This window comes from Bradyrhizobium sp. JYMT SZCCT0180, assembly GCF_018130165.1.
Taxonomy (GTDB): domain Bacteria; phylum Pseudomonadota; class Alphaproteobacteria; order Rhizobiales; family Xanthobacteraceae; genus Bradyrhizobium.
In genome coordinates this window covers 94,667-113,256 of sequence record NZ_JAFCLZ010000024.1, presented here as the reverse complement: position 1 = coordinate 113,256, position 18,590 = coordinate 94,667, and the positions used below count along the sequence as shown (strand labels likewise).

The window sequence follows — 18,590 nt, the reverse complement described above, 5'->3', positions numbered from 1 at the left end:
GGCGGAACAGAACGCTGCATGACGGCAAGTGCTTCGAAAGCAGACCTTCGCGCTGCCGCTTTGGCAAAGCGCGATGCATTGAGCGACGAGCAGCGCGCGGCTGCCGCGCAAGCTCTCGCCAAGCGCGGACTGCCGTTTGAGATCACGCCGGGCATGGTCGTGTCGGGCTATTCGCCAATCCGCAACGAGATCGACCCGGCACCCTTGATGCGCAAGCTCGCGGAAGCAGGCGCCAGGCTGGCGCTGCCGGCGGTGATGGCGCGTGGCAAGTCGCTTGCCTTCCGTGCGTGGTCCGGGAACGATCGGCTGATGCTCGGGCCACTCGGCATTCCCGAGCCGTCACCGGCCGCCGCCGAGCTCATTCCCGACATCATGCTGGTGCCGCTGGCGGCGTTCGACGCCGCCGGGCACCGGATCGGCTATGGCGCCGGACATTACGATTTTACGCTGGAGCATCTGCGCAAGGCGAAAGCCATTGTCGCCGTCGGCGCTGCGTTTGCCGTGCAGCAAATAAAGGCGGTTCCGGCGCAGCCGCACGACGTGGCGCTGGATTATGTGCTAACGGAAAAGAAAGTGTTCGATTTCCGGAGCTGAATTTTGCGCATCCTCTTCATCGGTGACGTCGTCGGCAAGACCGGCCGCACCGCTATTTCCGAGCATCTCCCCGGCATGGTCCGCGACTGGTCGCTCGATCTCGTCATCGTCAACGGCGAGAACGCGGCAGGCGGCTTCGGGATCACCGAGGCGATCTATCAGGATTTCCTCGACGCCGGTGCGGATGCGGTCACGCTCGGCAACCACGCCTGGAATCAGAAGGAGGCGCTGGTGTTCATCGAGCGCGCGCCGCGCCTGATCCGCCCCTTGAACTTTCCGCGCCATACGCCGGGCCGCGGCGCCGCGCTGATCGACACCAAGAACGGCAAGCGCGCGCTGGTCATCAACGCGATGGGCCGCGTCTTCATGGAGCCGCTCAACGATCCCTTCAACGCGGTCGGCAAGGAACTCGACGCCTGTCCGCTGCGCGAGGCCGCCGACGCCATCGTGGTCGATTTCCATGGCGAGGCCACCAGCGAGAAACAGGGCATGGGATTTTTCTGCGACGGCCGCGCCAGCCTCGTGGTCGGCACCCATACCCATGTGCCCACCGCGGATCACCAGGTGCTATCAGGCGGCACCGCCTATATGAGCGACGCCGGGATGACCGGCGATTACGATTCGATCATCGGCATGCAGAAGGAAGAGCCGCTGCATCGTTTCGTCACCGGCATTCCCTCCGGCCGATTCGAACCGGCCTTCGGTGTGGCGACACTAAGTGGCGTCGCGGTCGAAACCGACGATGCCACCGGGCTGGCGCTGCGAATAGCGCCAGTGCGGGCGGGCGGCAGGCTGGAGCCGGCGGTGCCGGGATTTTGGACCGGCCACTGAACCGGCTTACGAGAAGGTGTGATGCAAAGGTTTCTGGTTATCCTGCTGGCGTTGCTGCTGTCGCAGGCGGCGTCCGCGCAAAAGCTCACCCAGCGCCCGGTATCGCAGGACCCGGTATCGCTGGAAGACATGACCGGGCGGCTGGAGAAGTCCGCGATCAACACGGCGAAGGTCGCGCCGAAGGGCGCCGCACGAGGATCCTCGGTGGACTTCTCCTGGGCTTCCAGTCCCGAGGAACACCGCGCGCTCGCCAGGCATGTGCTCGTGCTCGTCAGCGTGGTGACGCAGGACGCTGCCGAACTGCCGCTGCGCCGGGTCTATGTGAACATCGACGGCAGCGAAACCGAATTGGTCAGGTTGAGCAGTCAGCTCAGCGGCGTCCGGAAAGGCTCGAAGACCTATTCGATGCTCGGGCCTTATCGTGAGGACGGCTTCTACCTCGCGCCCGCCGGCAGCATGATGGCGGACGGCTATCTGCAGGCCGATTTCGCGGTGCGGCGGAACGGCTTCAATCTCTACAAATTGCCGGGGACGCCGCCGGACTTCATCAAGGCGGACAGCAATCCGGTGCCCGGGCCCGACGCCAGGCCGGAAACGCCGGTGCTCAAGGCGATGCTGCTGCGCGAGTACAAGGGCTTCGAATTGCCCGCAGGCCTGCGCTAGATTCCGGTCCAACGGTCCGGAGGCGGGTTGCCGGATTAGCGGTATGCGCTCAGTAACGCGCCGGCACGTACATCTCCGGCGGGACCGGGCCGCGCTGGTAATCCGGATTGCGCACGCGCGCCGGCAGGATGACCGGGGCCTGCGGGACCTCGTTGTAGGGGATCTGTTCAAGCAGATGGGCGATGCAGTTCAGCCGCGCCCTCTTCTTGTCGACGGCCTCGACCAGATGCCACGGCGCTTCGGCAATATGGGTGCGCTCCAGCATCGCTTCCTTTGCCTTGGTGTACTGCTCCCAGCGGCTGCGCGCTTCCACGTCCATCGGGCTCAGCTTCCACTGCTTCAGGGGATCGTGGATCCGCATCGTGAAACGCAGATGCTGTACCTCGTCGGTGATCGAGAACCAGTATTTGATCAGGATGATGCCGGAGCGCACCAGCATGCGTTCGAATTCCGGCACCGAGCGGAAGAATTCCTCGACGTCGGCTTCGCTGCAAAATCCCATCACCCGCTCGACGCCGGCGCGGTTGTACCAGCTGCGGTCGAACAGCACGATCTCGCCGCCGGCCGGCAGATGCGAGACGTAACGCTGGAAATACCATTGGGTGCGTTCGCGCTCGCTCGGCGCCGGCAGTGCGGCCACCCGGCAGATCCGCGGGTTCAGCCGCTGCGTGATACGCTTGATGACGCCGCCCTTGCCGGCGGAATCGCGTCCCTCGAAGATGACAACCACTTTCAGCTTCTGGTGCTGCACCCAGCTCTGCAGCTTCACCAATTCGCCCTGCAGGCGGAACAGCTCCTTGAAATAAAGCCGGCGGTCGACGGTTTCCTCGGCGGAATGGCCTTCGAATTCGTTGGTCAGCGCATCGAGGCGGTCGTCGTCGATCTCGAGTTCCAGTTCCTCGTCGAAACTGTCCATCATTTCCGCGTGGATGCGATCATGGATCGAGCCATTGACTGGTTTTTCGGTCATCGAGGTACTCCGCCCGGGGAAGCGCAAAAGGAAATGCACAGCATCACCGTTAGTTTCAAATGCGCATGTCAGTGGTGTGACAGCGCGCCAGCGGCGCATGCCGCTGCGGCCCCGATTGCCGAAAACCCATGCGGTAGGCGCCCCAGGCAGATCTCCGCTCGAACGGCCCCATTCTTGGAACTGGCCGCATTTGAGCCCTATTGAACCACTCCAATCCGAGCTGAGTAGGGGATTGCTGATGAGACGCGCATGGATGCGGACGGCAGTTTATCTCGCTGTTATCGGCGGCGCTTCGATGACGGATCGTGCTCTATCTGATTATACGACCTGCGAATCGCATTTGATGAGCAGGGCGAAGCTCGATGTCAAAGTCATCGGCGGATTTCTGGGGAGACGCCCAGCGGAAATCGAAGAGATGTTTGTTTGGCTAGACCGATATTGTCCAGATAATCCGAAAGAAAACATCGTAAGCGCTATGCGAAAATTTCAGAGCGAAAAGGGCGCGCGCTGATTGCTTGGCAAGCTCTTCTGCTTTTTTGCTCCTCGAAGCATCCTTCCGGTTATGGCCCATTTCGGACCCGGCGCGATACCCGACTTAAGCCCGTGATGCGCATGAAAGCGGTTGTCTGGGCCGGACACAATCGGCACGGCTGCTACCAGCCCGCCCCACATTCTATCTTTGCATGGGGTTGTTTTCGCGATTTTGTGTCTGCACCCTGCGGTGTACCGCCGATAGCGCGCCGAACGACCGCATCTAGCTCTGCCGGAAGCCCATGCGGAAGGCGCCCCAATGGCGGCCGCGCACGTGGATGGGCGAGGAGAGGTCCTTCATCAGCACGAAATTGCCGCCGCCCATGTCGCGGCGGTAGGTCTGCAGCAGGAACGGTTTTGTGTTCGCCGCCACCTTCTTCACCGCGCGATCGCTGAACAGGCGGCGGTTGCGGCAATTGGCGTTGTTCCAGACCGGGTCGGGCCCCTGTGGCAGGCGGTAGTTCGGATTGTGGGTCGGCAGATAGCCGCCCTTGGCCCAGGCCACGCAGAATACGATGCGCGGATCGCTCTTCTGGACCGGATCCTGGATGGAAGGCAGGACGCGGTCGGTGAAGGCGACATAGTCGGTCAGATATTGCTTCGGATCAGTCCCTGCGATTTCGCGGTATTTCTCGTCCATCAACTGCTCGACGGTGATCTCGCCGCGCGCGACGGCGGCCTCGAACGCGTCGGAAATCTGCTTTGCGGTATCCATCACCACGCGGATCAACGGCGCATCCGCCGTCTCGACGCCGCTGTCGGCGATCAGCTCGATCAGGCCTTCCGACAATTCGAGCAGCTTCGCCACCCGACCGTCGGCCTGCTTCAGCTCGCTGGAAGACAGATCGACGCCTTGGGCAAGCTGGCCGAGTTCCTCGATCACGCGGTCGCAATGGCCGAGATTGGACGTCGCGGCTTTGGCGACGCCGTCGATCTCATAGCCTACGGATGCGATGCCCTGGTGCACGCGCGCGATGATGCCGCTGATCTGCAGCGCGCCTTCACCGGCGCTCTTGGCGCGCAGCGAGGCGTCGCTGCTCTCGCCGATCAGGCTGCCGATCTGGCCGTCGAGATCGCGCACGGTATCGGCAATCTGCTGCGTGGCCTGGCGCGTTCCTTCCGCGAGGCTCTTCACTTCGCTCGCGACCACGGCAAAGCCGCGGCCGGCGGTTCCGGCGCGCGCCGCCTCGATCGTGGCATTGAGCGCCAGCAAGTTGGTCTGCTTCGCGATCGCCTCGATCGTGCCGGAAACTTTTGCAACCTGCGACAGCGCCGAGCCGACGGCGCTGAGCCGGGCCTCGATGCGGCCGACCGCTTCGACGAGTTCGGCGATGTGGTTGACGGCCGTATCCACGGCGCTGCGCGACTGAACGATCTCACCGACGGCCGCGGACGTGGTCGATTGTACCGCCTGCGATGCGTTGGCGATGTCGCGGTTGGCCGAGACCATCGTCTGGGCCGTCTTCTGCAAGTGATGGAACCGGTCCGACTGGTTCGCGACGCGGCTTGCGACCTCCTGGACGTTGCCGGCGATGTCGGCAAGCTCCACGCCGAGACCGCCGATGCGGTCGGCAAGCTGGTCAATCAATCGTTCGGCAAGTGACTGGTTGGATTGAGTGTCCAGGACCGCACGCTGCACAAAGGACATGTTCGAGCTTTCTCCAGTCACGGCCGATGATCGGCCCACCGCGGCGAGCGCGCTCCAATCCTAGTCTAGAACGTGATTCGCGCCTGGCGTCTTGCCTGAGAGCGCACTACGGCAAAGGTATTAGAGCCTGTACGCCGTACGGAAGCCGCCCCAGTGACGGCCCTTGACGCGGATCGGCACGTCGATCTCGCGCATCATCACGGTGTTGCCGTTGCCCATGTCGCGGGCGTAGCTCTGCACCAGATAGGCACGCTGGTTGCGGCCGGCGGCAAGGCCTGCGGGATCGTTGAAGATGCGGCGGTTGCGGCTGTTGGCGGTGTTCCAGGTGACGTCGCCGGGCCGCTGCGGGTGTGAATAGATCTTGTTGTGAACCGGCAGATAGCCGTTCTGGTCAATCATCGCGCAGAACGCCATGCGCTTGTCTTTGGCGAGGAAAGCTTCCTGGAACGGCGGCAGCGCGCGGTCCGCCCAGTCAAGGATCCTGGTGCGGTACTGCACCGGGTTGCTGCCTTGGATTTCGACATAGCTGGTGTCGAACATGTCTTCCATCGAGATCGCGCCGCTGGTGACGCCCTGCTCGAAAATCCTGGTCAGCGCGGCGCCTGCTTCCATGGCGCGCGTGACGAATTCGGTGTTCTCGTCGTGGATCGCCCACAATTTGTCTTCGATCGCCTCGCGCAAAGCGGCGTCCGGCCGCTCGAACTGCGCCTGTGCGCCGGCCTTGGTACGCTCGCTGACGCGAATTTTGCAGGCGCCGATATCCGGCAGCGTGGCGTCGAGGCTCTGGTTTGGCGCCAGCTTCTCCGCGTCGGGACCGCTGATCAGAATGCCGTCGATTGAAATCTCGTAGACCGGCGCCGTGATCAGGCCGCGCGGGGTCTGGATTTCGATTTGGAGGCTGCAGGGCAGCTTTTCCTGTTTGCGCTGGCCCTGGCGCTCGCTTTGGCGCAGCAGCACCGCGCAACGCGATTTGAGCTTCTGCGCAAAGGTCGTGACCGCGCGGCCGGCGTTGGCGACGCTTTCGCCATGCGCTTCGGCTTCCTTGGTCGCAACATCGATCTCGGTGGCGCTTTCGCCGACCGAGACGATGAAGCGCGAGGCGGAGGCGGCATTGTCGGACATTTCGCCGGTGGTCTGGCTTTGCTCGGCAACCGCGCCGTTGACGTTGTCGAACACCGGCCGGATCAATTCGATCGCCTGCGAAATCCGATGCACGGCGTCGACCGAGCCGGCGGCGTCGCGCTGCAGCGCTTCGATCTTTCTGGTGATTTCCTCGGTGGCGTTCTGGGTCTGCACCGCAAGCGCCTTCACCTCGGTGGCGACGACGGCAAAGCCGCGTCCGGCTTCGCCGGCGCGCGCCGCCTCGATGGTCGAATTGAGGGCCAGCAGCGTGGTCTGCCGCGCGATCTGCGCGATCAGATTGACGACATTGCCGATCGCCGCGGACGATTCGCGCAGCCGGTCCACATTGGCGCTGGCTTCGCGGGCGGCCTCGCTGGCCTGGTCGGCGAGCTTGCCGGCATCGCGCACCTGCTCGCCGATGCCCTGGGCCGAATGGGTGAATTTGTCGGCGGCCTGCGAGAAAGTGGTCGCGGTGCTCTGGGCCGCGGTGGTGCGGCCGGTCAGGGCATCGGTGCGGTGGCGGATGGTGGTCAGCGTCGCCGCGGTGGCCTCGGCGCCGCCGGCGACCGAATGGGCCGCGCGTTCGAGCTGGCGGATCATGCCGCCGAGTTCGAGTTCCAGCAGCTCCAGGATTTCCTTGGCTGAATCGCCTTCGGGCGCGGGCGCGTCGGTCGCAGCCACAACCGCCGGAACCTTAAGCTCGACGGCAGCCGCGGTCGCTTCCGGCTCTCGCTTTCGAAATAAACCGAACGCCATGAGGGCTCTTAAAAGTTGAGAATGTGGGGCGCATCCTCTCATCCGGGCATGAAGTCATGGTTAACAACTGCCTGATATTCCATCTTGCGGGCACTACTTAAGTACCAAAACGGGCCTGGAATCTTTGATTTTGGCCGGTTGTCGGCCTATAAGGCCGCGTTTTCATCCAAATCCGCTCACGAACGAATCCAAGAGACCCCGCATGGCCGGCCATTCCCAATTCAAGAACATCATGCACCGCAAGGGGCGGCAGGATGCCCAGAAGTCGAAACTGTTCGGCAAGCTGGCGCGGGAAATCACGGTCTCGGCCAAGATGGGCCAGCCTGATCCCGCGATGAACGCCCGGCTGCGCGCGGCGATCATTTCCGCCCGCCAGGAAAACATGTCGAAGGATTCGATCGAGCGCGCCGTGAAGAAGGCGAGCGGCGGCGAGGGCGAGAACTACGACGAGATCCGCTACGAGGGCTACGGCCCCGGCGGCGTCGCTGTCATCGTCGAGGCGCTGACCGACAACCGCAACCGCGCGGCTTCCGATATCCGCTCCTACTTCACCAAGTCCGGCGGCAACCTCGGCGAAACCGGATCGGTTTCCTTCATGTTCGATCACACCGGCATCATCGAATACGACGCCAAGGTCGCCTCCGACGATGCGATGCTGGATGCCGCGATCGAAGCCGGCGCCGACGACGTGATTTCGAGCGAGAACGGCCACGAAATCTATGCCTCCAAGGAAACGTTCCGCGAGGTCGCCAAGGCGCTGGAAGCGAAATTCGGCGAGGCCCGCAAGGCGGCGCTGACCTGGAAGCCGCAGAACACCGTGCCGGTGGACGACGAGACCGGCGAGAAGCTGCTCAAGCTGATCGACCATTTGAACGAGCACGACGACGTGCAGAACGTCTACGCCAATTTCGAGGTCTCGGACGCGCTGATGGCGAAGATGGGCGGGTAGGCCTGGGCTCGCGACGCCGCTCCAAACTCCGCTGTCGTCGCCCGGCTTGACCGGGCGATCCAGTACTCCGGGCAGTTACGATTTATCACAGGCTTCCCGGCGTACTGGATCCCCGCCTTCGCGGGGATGACAATTGATGGTGGGTACGCCGACCTGGGCAGGGGATGACCGTTCTCTTTATGTTTCGTTCACGGTGCTCTGGCGTTATCACAGGCCATGACATCTCCTCCGATTCGCCAACCCGTCCGGATTATCGGTATCGACCCCGGCCTGCGCCGCACCGGCTGGGGCGTGATCGAGACCGAGGGCAACCGGCTGGTCTTCATCGGCTGCGGCTCGGTGGAGCCGCCGGACGATCAGCCGCTGGCGAGCCGGCTGCTCGCGATCCATGAAGGCCTCGCCGCCGTGCTCGGCGACTACAGCCCGATGGAGGCCGCGGTCGAACAGACTTTTGTCAACAAGGACGGCGTTGCGACGCTGAAACTCGGCCAGGCGCGCGGCGTCGCCATGCTGGCGCCGGCGATGTTCGGCATATCGGTTGCCGAATACGCGCCCAACCAGGTCAAGAAAACCGTGGTCGGCGCCGGTCATGCCGACAAGAACCAGATCGCGGTGATGCTGAAAATCCTGCTGCCGAAGGCCGAGCCGAAATCCGCCGACGCCGCCGACGCGCTGGCGATCGCGATCACGCACGCCCACCACCGCGCCAGCACGGCCCTGCGGCTGAAGGTGGCGGGCCTATGATCGGCAAACTGAAAGGCCTGATCGATTCCTACGGCGAGGACTACGTGATCCTCGACGTCGGTGGTGTCGGCTATCAGGTACATTGCTCGGCGCGCACGCTGCAGGCGCTGCCCGCGCCCGGCGAGGCCGCGGTGCTGTCGATCGAGACTTATGTGCGCGAAGACCAGATCAAGCTGTTCGGTTTTCGCGGCGACATCGAGCGCGAATGGTTCCGCCTCTTGCAGACCGTGCAGGGCGTCGGCGCCAAGGTGGCGCTGGCGGTGCTCTCGACCTTGCCGCCGGCCGAGCTTGCGAACGCGATCGCACTGCGCGACAAGGCCGCGGTGACGCGCACGCCCGGCGTCGGGCCGAAAGTCGCCGAACGCATCGTCACCGAATTGAAGGACAAGGCGCCGGCATTCGCCAGCGTCGATCCGGCGCTGGTGCATCTGTCCGGCGCCATCGACAATGATCGCGCGCCGCGCCCGGTCACCGACGCTATCTCGGCGCTGGTCAATCTCGGTTACGGCCAGCCGCAGGCCGCAGCCGCCATTGCCTCCGCCTCGCGCAGCGCCGGCGAGAATGCGGAAACAGCGCAGCTGATCCGGTTGGGCCTGAAAGAACTCGCGAAGTGAGCGAACTGCGCAGGAGCATCATAAAATGATTACGTGTTATCTGCGGTACCAGCTCGATCCGGACAAGCTCGCTGACTTCGAGGCTTATGGCGCGATGTGGCTGGAGCTGCTGCCGCGGTTCGGCGGCGTCCATCACGGCTACTTTCTGCCATCCGAAGGCGAGAGCGACGTCGCTTTGGCGATGTTCAGCTTTCCAAGCCTCGCGGCCTACGAACAGTACCGCAAGGATGCCAGCACCGATCCCGACTGCCAGAAGGCGGTCGCCTTTGCAAAACGGACGCGCTGCTTCATCCGCTATGAACGGTCGTTTTTCCGGCCATTGTTTCCGAAAACGACCGCATGAACACGCCCTCCCGCAACGTCACGCGCGACTATTCGGCAGGCGCCGTTGCCGGACGTTTCGCGCGCGCGATCGGCATCGTCCTGATTTTTTCGATTGCTGGACCGCTGACCCTTGCAGCGCTGATTTCGCTGATCGTGGTCGGATTCGGAGCCGCGCTGCTGCAAATGTTTCTCGCGCTTCTCGAACTCGAAGCGCTGCGCACCATCGTCTCTGTCGCGATCGTGCTGCTCGCACTCGCAACGATGCTCGCGGCGTTTCTGCCAGCGGTCGCTGCCGGCCTGATATTCGCATTGGCGGCGGTCTATGGCGGCATCAACATGATCTGGATGGCATGGCTCGCCGCGGCCATTGCCGTCGCCGGTTTCGTCGTATTCGGCATATTTTTGGTGCCCTCGGAATCATCGGCCGTGATTTTGCCGGACGTCCGGTCTGCACGACAGGCGCTGACGCTGTCAGCGGTCCTCGCCGTGCTGGCGATCGTTCCAACCAGCCTGTGCTGGTGGCTCGCGAAACCCCTGCATCGTGCTAGAACTACCGCATGAACACGCCCTCCCGCATCGTCACCCCCGAGCGCCGCAGCGACGATGTCGGCGATACCGCGCTTCGCCCGCAATTGCTGTCGGAGTTCGTCGGCCAGGCGCAAGCGCGCAAGAATTTGTCGATCTTCATCGAGGCGGCGCGCAAGCGCGGCGAGGCGCTGGATCACGTGCTGTTCGTCGGCCCTCCCGGCCTCGGCAAGACCACGCTGGCGCAGATCGTGGCGCGTGAACTCGGCGTCGGCTTTCGCGCCACTTCCGGACCTGTGATCGCCAAGGCCGGCGACCTCGCAGCGCTGCTGACCAATCTCGAAGAGCGCGATGTCCTGTTCATCGACGAAATCCATCGCCTCAGCCCGGCGGTCGAGGAAGTGCTCTATCCCGCGATGGAGGACTTTCAGCTCGATCTCATCATCGGTGAGGGCCCGGCGGCGCGATCGGTAAAAATCGAGCTGGCGAAATTCACCCTGGTCGGCGCCACGACGCGCGCGGGCCTGCTCACCAATCCGCTGCGCGATCGCTTCGGCATTCCGGTGCGGCTGAATTTCTACACCGTGGAAGAGCTGGAGAAGATTGTCACCCGCGGCGCCCGAGTGCTCAACATCGGTATGACGCCTGACGGCGCCAACGAGATCGCACGCCGCGCCCGCGGCACGCCGCGCATCGCCGGTCGGCTGCTGCGCCGGGTGCGGGATTTTGCGTCCGCCGCGGACGCCAGCTCCGTCGACCGCGCCATCGCCGACCACGCGCTGAGTGCGCTCGAAGTCGATGCCGCCGGCCTCGATGCGATGGACCGGCGCTATCTTTCGACCATCGCGCTGAACTATGGCGGCGGTCCGGTCGGCGTGGAGACCATGGCGGCGGCGCTGTCGGAGCCGCGCGATGCGATCGAGGACATCATCGAGCCGTTCCTGATCCAGTGTGGTTACCTGCAGCGCACCCCGCGCGGCCGGCTGTTGACCTCGCACGCCTTCAAGCATCTCGGCCTCGCCGAACCCGCCCGCGATCCGGCGCAGTTCGGCTTGTTCGGCGGCAGCGACAGCGACGACTAACGCGATCGAACCGGATCGCCCCAATCACGCACTAACAGGAAACATCAACAAGTCGGCGGCGCGCGCATCGCGCGGGACCGGCTGTTTTTGCCGTGGAGTGCCAGATGAAATCGACCGAAGACGCCAAGGTGCTGGCCGTTGTCGCGGCGGCGCCGGAACTGGGCACGCCCGACGATACCGACACCTTCCTCAACGCGATGCCGGTCGGCGAACTGGCCTCATTGTGGGCTGTGCTGCAGCGGCTGAGCAAGCGCGACCAGACCTCCGGCGCCTGGGCGGCCAAGCTCTATTTCGATCATCTGCCGCACCGCAAGCCGGATCGCGCGCTCGATCTTGCACTCGAAGTGCTGCGCAGTGAATCCGACAAGCCGACCGTGATGCAGCTCAATGAAAAGTTCATGATGTCGCTGATGTATGCCCACGGCGAAAGCGTGATCGAGCGGATCGAGGGCCGAGGCGAAGGATAATGCCCGGCTGCGCTGGCTGCTCGGCGGCATTCTGCTCGGTCCAAACAAGCCGTTGAAGCAACGCATCCAGGCGATCGCCGACCTCAAGGGCTGGAAGGCCGACGACATCGCGCGACGGACCCCAAAACAGCCGCTTGAGTGCGAAGCCATGACGCTGCCGGAGCTGGCTCGCGCCTGGGTCGAACAACATTCGAAATCCGACTGCGACCGCGATGACAATTTCTTTGCGATGATGGATTATGAGAGCGAATTGCGTGGTGAGGATCCGGACAGGGCGATCGATCTGATCGTCGCGATCCTCGAGATCGAGACCAATCCGGCGCTGCTTTCGCTGCTCGCCGCCGGTCCGCTCGAGGATGTCATCAGCATGGAAACCATCGACCGCATCGAGCGCGAGGCGCACGCCAGCGACCGTTTTCGAGATCTTTTGGGCGGCGTCTGGTACTATCGCGCCTCCGACGAATTGAGGGCCCGGCTCGACGCGCTGGTCGGAGAGAACAGGAGGTAACCTTAATGCGACTGCTGACGATCTGCACAAACGCACCCCAATTCCGGCCCAATACCCGCCCATGTTTGCGATGCATCACGATTGACCAGCCATGATTTCACGCCGACATTTCTTTCGACTCTTTGGTGGATTGGGCGCCCTCGGCGTCACGACCACGGCCTACGGATTCTCCGAACCTGCGCTGCAGCTTCGCGTCGTCAGCTACAACCTTGCGCCGCCGCAATGGCCCACCGATCTCAAGCTCAAGATCGCCGTCATCACCGATCTGCACGCCTGCGATCCCTGGATGTCGCTCGATCGCATCCAGGGCATCGTTGAACGAACCAACGCCCTGAAGGCCGACGTCATCGTCATGCTCGGCGATTACGTGGCCGGCCATCGCAAGGTAACGCGCTTCATACCGGCGAGCGAATGGGCGCCAGTGCTGGCCGGGCTGAAGGCCCCGCTCGGCGTGCACGCCATTCTCGGCAATCACGATTGGTGGGATGACAAGGAAGTGCAACGCGAAGGCAAGGGGCACACCTTCGCCCGCCGCGCGCTGGAGGCGTCAGGTATCCCGGTTTACGACAACGACGCCAAGCGCCTCACCAAGGACGGGCGGCCATTCTGGCTGGCTGGCCTTGGCGATCAGCTGGCGTATTTCCCGGCACGCCGTTTCAGGCCGGTGCGGCGGGTCGGCGTCGACGATCTCGGCGCCACGCTCGCGAAGGTCACCGATGACGCGCCGGTCATTCTGCTGGCGCATGAGCCCGACATCGCCAAGCGCGTCCCGGAGCGGGTGTCCCTGCAACTCTCCGGCCATACCCATGGCGGTCAGGTGCGCTTGCTGGGCTGGTCGCCGGTTGCACCGTCCGGCCAGCGGCTCGCTTATGGCCACATCCGCATGAAGCACGACATCGTCGTCTCCGGTGGCCTCGGCTGCAGCATCATGCCGTTCCGCATCGGCGTTCCCCCGGAGATCGTGCTGGTGACGCTGGGCGGGCAGGCGCCGGCTGTGGCGTAGTTTGCTACGCTTGCGCAGCAGGCGGATTTTGCGCAAAACGATGGCTTTCCAGGCGATCGAGGGCCGCAATTGACTTTACCCCACATCGACGGCGCGGTCCGCGACGGCCGCCATCACATGCAGGTCCGCGTCTATTACGAGGACACGGATTTCTCCGGCATCGTCTATCACGCCAATTATCTGCGCTTCATGGAACGTGGCCGCACCAACCACCTGCGGCTGATGGGCGCCGATCAGCATGCGCTGTTCGAGCAGGCGCAGGCGGAGACGCCGGGTTTTGCGTTCGTGGTGCGATCGATGGAGATCGACTTCCTGCGCCCGGCTCGGATGGACGATCTGCTCGACGTGGTGACCTGGCCGATTGCGGTGAAGGGCGCCTCGATCACGCTGGCGCAGGAAGTGCGGCGCGGCGCGGAAGCGCTGGTCACCGCCAAGGTGCGCGTCGCGTTCATCTGCGAGGGCAGGGCGCAGCCGATCCCGAAATCGCTCCGGCAGCTGCTGAAGGCCGATCTGGATTGATGGTCTGTCGCTGAATTGTTGGAGACATGTCGATGTCTGTTGGAACTGGATTCCGGGTGTTGAGGATCGGTCTCATCGGAATCGCATTGATGCCCGTTCTCGTTCCGGTGTCGGCGGCCGAACGCAAGGAAACGCATGCTCACGTCTGGGGGCCGATGTTCAGGAATCAAGTGGCGAAATGTTGGCTCAAGCCTGTTGGTGGTGACCCGGCGGCGAAGGTCGAGGCCGCCTTCAAGATCAGCCTGACGCGAGATGGGGCGCTGGCCGAGCAGCCGGTGGCAGAGAGCCCCGCCAACTCGGACTCTGTTACGGCGTATCAGAAGAGCGCAATCAAAGCGCTCAACGCTTGCCAACCATACAAGTTGCCGATCGAATATTATGAGGAGTGGAAACTCTTCACCCCGGTCTTCACCGAAGATAAAACGAAAATGAGCCCTGAAGATAAAGCGAAATTCGACCGGAAAGGTGCGGACGCCTTGTTCAATTCCCGCACGCCTTCGATCTGCCGGGGCTGCTGACGCCCTGATCTGACTCGTCAGGCTTGACTCTCTGTACCGATCGGTACAGTCTCTGACTCTGTTCAGATGCTGGAGATCGCCCGATGTCGCGTCCGCCCTTGCCGCCGTTCACCCGCGAAACCGCCGCGCAGAAAGCCCGCATGGCGGAGGATGCCTGGAATTCGCGCGATCCGGTGCGCGTCTCGCTGGCCTATACCGAGGACAGTACTTGGCGTAACCGCGCGGAATTTTTCCACGGCCGCGCGGCGATCGTCGAATTCCTGACCCGCAAATGGGCGAAGGAACATGAGTATCGCCTGATCAAGGATCTCTGGGCGTTCGACGCCAACCGCATCGCGGTGCGCTTTCAATATGAGTGGCACGACGCTGCCGGGCAGTGGCATCGCTCCTACGGCAATGAGCAATGGGAGTTCGACGAGCATGGCCTGATGCGCCGGCGCGAGGCCAGCATCAACGATATCGAGATAGCCGAGAAAGACCGGCGCTTTCACTGGGCTGCGCCCGGACCGCGTCCGGCGGATGTCGCGGGCTTGAGCGACAGCCCGTTCTAGCGGAGCCATGGCCAAGGGAACTATAGCCAAAACCGTTTCCGAACGCGCCGACCTGTTGCCGCTGATCTCGGAGGTGTTCCGCAGGCACGGCTATGAAGGCGCGACGCTGGCGCTGATCGGCAAGGCCACGGGCCTGGGGAAGGGCAGCCTCTATCATTTCTTCCCCGACGGCAAAGCGCAGATGGCCGCGGAAGTCTTGGCCGAGATCGACCACTGGTTCGAGGTCAATATCTTCGCAGTCCTGCGCAACTCCAATGATCCCGCACAGGCGATTGCCGACATGACCGCTTGTGTCGACCGCTATTTCCGCTCCGGCAACCGCGTCTGCCTGGTCGGCGTGATTGCGCTCGGGGCATCGCGGGATATTTTCAGCTCGCAGGTGCAGGATTATTTCAGCCGCTGGAACGATGCGCTGGCGCAGACGCTGCGGCGCGCCGGATTCAGTGCAGGCGTTGCGCGGCGGCGCTCCGAGGATGCGCTGCTGACCATTCAGGGCGCGCTGGTGCTGGCGCGCGCGCTCGACGATACCAGAGTGTTCGGGCAGGCGATGGTGGATATGCAGGCGCGCTTGCTGGCGAAATGAGGTTGGTGGTGCGGGTGCGTTCCCCGGATGCTGCACAGCGCCATTAGCGCGTTCACGCGCGTCTTCGACGCGCTATGGTGATGCGCTGCTGATCCGGGGTCCATGTTGCCTGGCGAGATGGGTCCCGGCTCTGCGGTGCATCACCGAAGAGGTGCTGCACCGCGTCCGGGACGCGAGACTTGCCTTACGCCGCCGCCTTGTGGCGCGCGATCTCGGCCTTGTAGAGGTCGAACTCTTCAGCCAGCGCCTTGGCCACGCTCGGCCGCTTCTTCATCCGCTCGAGATAATCCTTCACGGCTGGATATTTCGAAAAGTCGATCATCGGGGTTGCGATGCTCCAGTTCAGCACGGTGGTGAGATAAGCGTCCGCCACGCTGAAATGGTCGAGCACGAATTCGCGCCCCTCGAGATATTTGTTGAGGTAGTCGAGACGCGATAGATACCGCTCCAGCGTATAGGTCTTGACCTCCGCCGGCACGGTCTTGCCGAGCAGCGGCGTGAACAGGCCCTTGTGCAGTTCGGTACCGATGAAGCACAGCCATTGTTGCAGCTTCGAGCGTTCGATGCCGGGTCTGGCGCCGATATTGGAATCGGACAACCGCTCGGCGACGTGCTGCAGGATCGCGGCGTTCTCGGTCAGCGTCACGCCGTCGTCGGTCCGCACCACGGGGACGAGGCCGAGCGGATTGACCGCGTAGAAATCCGAATCGTCCTTCAGCACGCGTTTGGTCTTGGGGTCGACCTCGATGAAGTTGGCCTGGCTGCCGGCCTCATACAGCGCGATCCTGGTTGCCATCGAGCAGGCGAGGGGCGAGAAATAAAGGTCCATGGTCGAATCTCCCTGTGGGGTTCAGTTTTGGGGTTTCACGCTCGGGTTCAGACGGTCGCGACGGCTGAGCTTGATTTATGTACCGCTTCGTATAAATAAGCGTCAAGGATTATTTGCAAGATGGTACAAAAAAGAAATCCGCCGCTGCCGCCGCGCGCTCGGCCCAAGGCGAAGACCGAGCCTGCGAAGCCGCAGCCCGCGGCCGGCGGAGTCCCGCCGAAGCGCCGTGGGCGGCCGCGCGCGTATGAGCCCGACGTGGCGCTGTCCCGCGCGCTCGACGTGTTCTGGAAGGACGGCTTTGCCGCGACCTCGCTCGACGATCTCAGCGCCGCCACCGGCATGAACCGGCCGAGCCTCTATGGCGCGTTCGGCGACAAGCGCGAGCTCTACAAGAAGACCTATGAGAGTTACCGCAACCGCGCCCGCGCGCGGATGGGCGAGGCCTTCGCGGCCGACATGCCGCTGCGGCCGATGCTGCTTCGGATCTACGGCATCGCGCTCGACATGTATCTGTCGGGCGAGGACGGCCCGCGCGGCTGCTTCACGGTCATGACTGCGACCTCGGAAGCGGTGTTCGACCCTGATATCCGCGCCCTGGTGGTCAGCGGCCTCGGCGAGATGGATCGATTCTTTGCGCGGCTGTTCAAGATCGCCCAGGAGCGCGGCGAACTGCCCGCCTCCGCCGATCCGCAAGTGCTGGCGAATCTCGCGTCGGCGACCATCCACACCATCGCAATCCGCGCCCGCGCCCAGATCCCGCGCACGGAACTGGAAACGCTGGTGAACGGCGCGGTGGATGTAATGGTGCGGGGTTAGCACCGGTGTCGTCCCGGCGAACGCCGGGACCCATACGCCGCGGCGGATGTTGCTGGAAAAGGAAGATAACGATCAGCGTGCCAACCAATAATCGCCGGTGGTTATGGGTCCCGGCTCAAGGCCGGGACGACAGTGATCAGTACCCCTGCTTGCGATCCACCACATTCTCCAGCGCGCCGCCGGCTTCGAAGTTTTCGATCTGGCGCGCGACGTATTTCGAGATTTCCTCGGGATCGGTGTCGGCGGCGTTGTGCGGGGTCAGCACCACCTTCGGATGGGTCCAGAACGGGCTGTCGGCGGGCAGCGGTTCGGTGACGTAGACGTCGAGCGAGGCGCCGCCGAGCGTGCCGTCTTCCAGGCAGCTCAAAATGTCCGCCTCGTTCTGCGAAGCCCCGCGGCCGGCATTGATCAGCACCGGCGCGCCCATTGGGCTTGAGCGGTTGAGTTTTTCGAACACGGCGCGATTGAGGATACCGCGCGTATCCGTCGTTAGCGGCAGCAGGCTGACCAAAATGTCGGTCTGCCGCAGGAACGTGTCCAGTTGCTGCTCACCGTGAAAGCAGGGGACGCCGGCGATCTCCTTGGGGCTGCGGCTCCAGCCCACGACCTTGAAGCCGACATGCTTGAGGACGCCGGCGGCATGGGCGCCCAGCGCACCCAGCCCCATGATGCCGACCGTGATCGCGCCCGCCGCCCATTGCGGCTGCGGCGACCAGCGCTTCACCCGCTGGCTCTCGCGCAGATAAAGCTCCTGCCGGTGATGCATCAGCGCGTGCAGCACGACATATTCGGTCATCCGCTCGGTCAAATCGGGGACCGCGACCCGCACCAGCGGCACGTCGGGCAGCGTGGAATCCACCATCAGCGCATCGACGCCGGCGCCGAGATTGAAGATGATACGCAAATTCCTGAAAGCGGCGAGCTCCCCGGGCTTCGGCTTCCACACCGCGGCATAATGGACCTCGGCCGGGTCGAACAAGGGATCCGGCATCTCCACTATGGAGCGATCCGGGCAGACGTCGCCAAACCGCTTCATCCACCGCGACGCTGCCCAGTTATCGGTCCCGCCACGCACGAGCAGCGCAAGCGCCCCTTTTTTCATTGATTTTCCCTTCGTATCGCCACGCAGCGTGACCGTCTGATGGATTGAACCATTCCTCTAGCCTCCTTTCACCAAGCAAGGGAGATACCAACGGCCAAATTCACCGTGATTCCGGCCGCGGTCATGGCTGTCATGCACCTGCCGGCATTTCAATCCGCCGCCTGCGCCGATTGTCCGTCCCTGACAGCGCGCGGAACATTCGAAAATTTCTTTCGCTCCCCTGTCGGCTACAGGCATAATCGTTCGTCCTAGGCATGATCCGGTAAAGCCTGTCCCGCACTTGATGCGGGATGGGCTCCGGTTTTCCGATAGGATCATGCCTCTTCAACAGAGAACGGAGA

General features: G+C 63.5%; 23 protein-coding genes. 18 read left to right on the top strand and 5 right to left on the bottom strand.

Annotated features, from left to right (window positions below; all coding sequences use genetic code 11):
• Window positions 1-18 precede the first annotated feature (18 nt).
• The 3 genes from JQ641_RS30280 to JQ641_RS30270 are packed head-to-tail and all read left to right on the top strand — an operon-like array spanning window position 19 to window position 2,088.
• Complete coding sequence (locus JQ641_RS30280) at window positions 19-594, top strand: 5-formyltetrahydrofolate cyclo-ligase (protein WP_211999504.1); 576 nt, start codon at window positions 19-21, stop codon at window positions 592-594.
• Between the two features lie 3 nt (window positions 595-597).
• Entirely contained in the window at window positions 598-1,425 is an 828-nt protein-coding gene (locus JQ641_RS30275; protein ID WP_211999503.1) for a TIGR00282 family metallophosphoesterase, read from the top strand.
• A 21-nt stretch (window positions 1,426-1,446) separates the two neighbouring features.
• Window positions 1,447-2,088 (top strand): hypothetical protein, encoded by a 642-nt coding sequence (locus JQ641_RS30270; RefSeq protein ID WP_211999502.1) that lies wholly within the window; start codon window positions 1,447-1,449, stop codon window positions 2,086-2,088.
• A gap of 49 nt (window positions 2,089-2,137) precedes the next feature.
• On the opposite strand, the gene ppk2 is transcribed toward JQ641_RS30270, so the two are convergent.
• A complete protein-coding gene (ppk2, locus tag JQ641_RS30265; RefSeq protein ID WP_211999501.1) occupies window positions 2,138-3,058 on the bottom strand; it encodes a polyphosphate kinase 2 in 921 nt (306 codons plus the stop codon).
• A 238-nt stretch (window positions 3,059-3,296) separates the two neighbouring features.
• On the opposite strand from ppk2, the gene JQ641_RS30260 reads away from it, so the two are divergent.
• Entirely contained in the window at window positions 3,297-3,569 is a 273-nt protein-coding gene (locus tag JQ641_RS30260; RefSeq protein ID WP_211999500.1) for a hypothetical protein, read from the top strand.
• 243 nt (window positions 3,570-3,812) lie between these two features.
• On the opposite strand, the gene JQ641_RS30255 is transcribed toward JQ641_RS30260, so the two are convergent.
• Complete coding sequence (locus JQ641_RS30255; protein WP_211999499.1) at window positions 3,813-5,237, bottom strand: methyl-accepting chemotaxis protein; 1,425 nt, start codon at window positions 5,235-5,237, stop codon at window positions 3,813-3,815.
• Window positions 5,238-5,357: 120 nt separating this feature from the next.
• Window positions 5,358-7,115, bottom strand: coding sequence for a methyl-accepting chemotaxis protein (locus JQ641_RS30250; protein ID WP_211999498.1), 1,758 nt, complete (start codon window positions 7,113-7,115; stop codon window positions 5,358-5,360).
• 202 nt (window positions 7,116-7,317) lie between these two features.
• Here JQ641_RS30250 and JQ641_RS30245 point away from each other — a divergent pair, with 202 nt between their 5' ends.
• The 13 genes from JQ641_RS30245 (at window position 7,318) to JQ641_RS30190 (ending at window position 15,502) form a co-directional block, all read left to right on the top strand.
• On the top strand, window positions 7,318-8,064 hold the full coding sequence (locus JQ641_RS30245; RefSeq protein ID WP_211999497.1) for a YebC/PmpR family DNA-binding transcriptional regulator: 747 nt from the start codon (window positions 7,318-7,320) through the stop codon (window positions 8,062-8,064).
• A 216-nt stretch (window positions 8,065-8,280) separates the two neighbouring features.
• Window positions 8,281-8,808 carry a crossover junction endodeoxyribonuclease RuvC gene (ruvC, locus tag JQ641_RS30240; RefSeq protein ID WP_211999496.1) on the top strand — a complete coding sequence of 176 codons (528 nt, stop codon included), beginning with the start codon at window positions 8,281-8,283 and terminating at the stop codon, window positions 8,806-8,808.
• Entirely contained in the window at window positions 8,805-9,422 is a 618-nt protein-coding gene (ruvA, locus tag JQ641_RS30235) for a Holliday junction branch migration protein RuvA (RefSeq protein ID WP_211999495.1), read from the top strand. The genes ruvC and ruvA overlap by 4 nt, the downstream gene beginning before the upstream one ends.
• A 25-nt stretch (window positions 9,423-9,447) precedes the next feature.
• On the top strand, window positions 9,448-9,765 hold the full coding sequence (locus JQ641_RS30230; RefSeq protein WP_211999494.1) for an NIPSNAP family protein: 318 nt from the start codon (window positions 9,448-9,450) through the stop codon (window positions 9,763-9,765).
• Window positions 9,762-10,307, top strand: a complete 546-nt coding sequence (locus JQ641_RS30225; RefSeq protein ID WP_249150843.1) for a hypothetical protein — start codon at window positions 9,762-9,764, stop codon at window positions 10,305-10,307. Before JQ641_RS30230 ends, JQ641_RS30225 begins: the two co-directional genes overlap by 4 nt.
• The gene (gene ruvB, locus JQ641_RS30220; RefSeq protein ID WP_192736857.1) at window positions 10,304-11,353 is read left to right on the top strand and encodes a Holliday junction branch migration DNA helicase RuvB; all 1,050 of its coding nucleotides are present in this window, start codon (window positions 10,304-10,306) and stop codon (window positions 11,351-11,353) included. The genes JQ641_RS30225 and ruvB overlap by 4 nt, the downstream gene beginning before the upstream one ends.
• Before the next feature lie 104 nt (window positions 11,354-11,457).
• The gene (locus JQ641_RS38180) at window positions 11,458-11,820 is read left to right on the top strand and encodes a hypothetical protein (protein WP_249150842.1); all 363 of its coding nucleotides are present in this window, start codon (window positions 11,458-11,460) and stop codon (window positions 11,818-11,820) included.
• A gap of 52 nt (window positions 11,821-11,872) precedes the next feature.
• Window positions 11,873-12,328 carry a DUF6869 domain-containing protein gene (locus JQ641_RS38175; RefSeq protein WP_249150841.1) on the top strand — a complete coding sequence of 152 codons (456 nt, stop codon included), beginning with the start codon at window positions 11,873-11,875 and terminating at the stop codon, window positions 12,326-12,328.
• Between the two features lie 91 nt (window positions 12,329-12,419).
• Entirely contained in the window at window positions 12,420-13,331 is a 912-nt protein-coding gene (locus tag JQ641_RS30210; RefSeq protein WP_211999493.1) for a metallophosphoesterase, read from the top strand.
• A 69-nt stretch (window positions 13,332-13,400) separates the two neighbouring features.
• Window positions 13,401-13,850 (top strand): tol-pal system-associated acyl-CoA thioesterase, encoded by a 450-nt coding sequence (gene ybgC, locus JQ641_RS30205; RefSeq protein WP_211999492.1) that lies wholly within the window; start codon window positions 13,401-13,403, stop codon window positions 13,848-13,850.
• 32 nt (window positions 13,851-13,882) lie between these two features.
• A complete protein-coding gene (tolA, locus tag JQ641_RS30200; RefSeq protein WP_211999491.1) occupies window positions 13,883-14,368 on the top strand; it encodes a cell envelope integrity protein TolA in 486 nt (161 codons plus the stop codon).
• Between the two features lie 83 nt (window positions 14,369-14,451).
• Window positions 14,452-14,919, top strand: a complete 468-nt coding sequence (locus JQ641_RS30195; RefSeq protein WP_211999490.1) for a nuclear transport factor 2 family protein — start codon at window positions 14,452-14,454, stop codon at window positions 14,917-14,919.
• Window positions 14,920-14,926: 7 nt separating this feature from the next.
• Entirely contained in the window at window positions 14,927-15,502 is a 576-nt protein-coding gene (locus JQ641_RS30190) for a TetR/AcrR family transcriptional regulator (protein ID WP_249150839.1), read from the top strand.
• A gap of 184 nt (window positions 15,503-15,686) precedes the next feature.
• Here the strand turns inward: JQ641_RS30190 and JQ641_RS30185 are convergent, their stop codons facing one another.
• Window positions 15,687-16,331 carry a glutathione S-transferase family protein gene (locus tag JQ641_RS30185; RefSeq protein ID WP_211999489.1) on the bottom strand — a complete coding sequence of 215 codons (645 nt, stop codon included), beginning with the start codon at window positions 16,329-16,331 and terminating at the stop codon, window positions 15,687-15,689.
• 120 nt (window positions 16,332-16,451) lie between these two features.
• Here JQ641_RS30185 and JQ641_RS30180 point away from each other — a divergent pair, with 120 nt between their 5' ends.
• On the top strand, window positions 16,452-17,147 hold the full coding sequence (locus JQ641_RS30180; RefSeq protein WP_211999488.1) for a TetR/AcrR family transcriptional regulator: 696 nt from the start codon (window positions 16,452-16,454) through the stop codon (window positions 17,145-17,147).
• 136 nt (window positions 17,148-17,283) lie between these two features.
• On the opposite strand, the gene JQ641_RS30175 is transcribed toward JQ641_RS30180, so the two are convergent.
• Complete coding sequence (locus JQ641_RS30175; protein WP_211999487.1) at window positions 17,284-18,249, bottom strand: 2-hydroxyacid dehydrogenase; 966 nt, start codon at window positions 18,247-18,249, stop codon at window positions 17,284-17,286.
• Between the last annotated feature and the right edge of the window lie 341 nt (window positions 18,250-18,590).

Coding starts and splice junctions, on each gene's coding strand:
- JQ641_RS30280 (WP_211999504.1), top strand. CDS start 19: ATGACGGCAAGTGCTTCGAAAGCAGACCTTCGCGCTGCCGCTTTGGCA.
- JQ641_RS30270 (WP_211999502.1), top strand. CDS start 1,447: ATGCAAAGGTTTCTGGTTATCCTGCTGGCGTTGCTGCTGTCGCAGGCG.
- ppk2 (WP_211999501.1), bottom strand. CDS start 3,058: ATGACCGAAAAACCAGTCAATGGCTCGATCCATGATCGCATCCACGCG.
- JQ641_RS30260 (WP_211999500.1), top strand. CDS start 3,297: ATGAGACGCGCATGGATGCGGACGGCAGTTTATCTCGCTGTTATCGGC.
- JQ641_RS30255 (WP_211999499.1), bottom strand. CDS start 5,237: ATGTCCTTTGTGCAGCGTGCGGTCCTGGACACTCAATCCAACCAGTCA.
- JQ641_RS30250 (WP_211999498.1), bottom strand. CDS start 7,115: ATGGCGTTCGGTTTATTTCGAAAGCGAGAGCCGGAAGCGACCGCGGCT.
- JQ641_RS30245 (WP_211999497.1), top strand. CDS start 7,318: ATGGCCGGCCATTCCCAATTCAAGAACATCATGCACCGCAAGGGGCGG.
- ruvC (WP_211999496.1), top strand. CDS start 8,281: ATGACATCTCCTCCGATTCGCCAACCCGTCCGGATTATCGGTATCGAC.
- ruvA (WP_211999495.1), top strand. CDS start 8,805: ATGATCGGCAAACTGAAAGGCCTGATCGATTCCTACGGCGAGGACTAC.
- JQ641_RS30230 (WP_211999494.1), top strand. CDS start 9,448: ATGATTACGTGTTATCTGCGGTACCAGCTCGATCCGGACAAGCTCGCT.
- JQ641_RS30225 (WP_249150843.1), top strand. CDS start 9,762: ATGAACACGCCCTCCCGCAACGTCACGCGCGACTATTCGGCAGGCGCC.
- ruvB (WP_192736857.1), top strand. CDS start 10,304: ATGAACACGCCCTCCCGCATCGTCACCCCCGAGCGCCGCAGCGACGAT.
- JQ641_RS38180 (WP_249150842.1), top strand. CDS start 11,458: ATGAAATCGACCGAAGACGCCAAGGTGCTGGCCGTTGTCGCGGCGGCG.
- JQ641_RS30210 (WP_211999493.1), top strand. CDS start 12,420: ATGATTTCACGCCGACATTTCTTTCGACTCTTTGGTGGATTGGGCGCC.
- tolA (WP_211999491.1), top strand. CDS start 13,883: ATGTCTGTTGGAACTGGATTCCGGGTGTTGAGGATCGGTCTCATCGGA.
- JQ641_RS30195 (WP_211999490.1), top strand. CDS start 14,452: ATGTCGCGTCCGCCCTTGCCGCCGTTCACCCGCGAAACCGCCGCGCAG.
- JQ641_RS30190 (WP_249150839.1), top strand. CDS start 14,927: ATGGCCAAGGGAACTATAGCCAAAACCGTTTCCGAACGCGCCGACCTG.
- JQ641_RS30185 (WP_211999489.1), bottom strand. CDS start 16,331: ATGGACCTTTATTTCTCGCCCCTCGCCTGCTCGATGGCAACCAGGATC.
- JQ641_RS30180 (WP_211999488.1), top strand. CDS start 16,452: ATGGTACAAAAAAGAAATCCGCCGCTGCCGCCGCGCGCTCGGCCCAAG.
- JQ641_RS30175 (WP_211999487.1), bottom strand. CDS start 18,249: ATGAAAAAAGGGGCGCTTGCGCTGCTCGTGCGTGGCGGGACCGATAAC.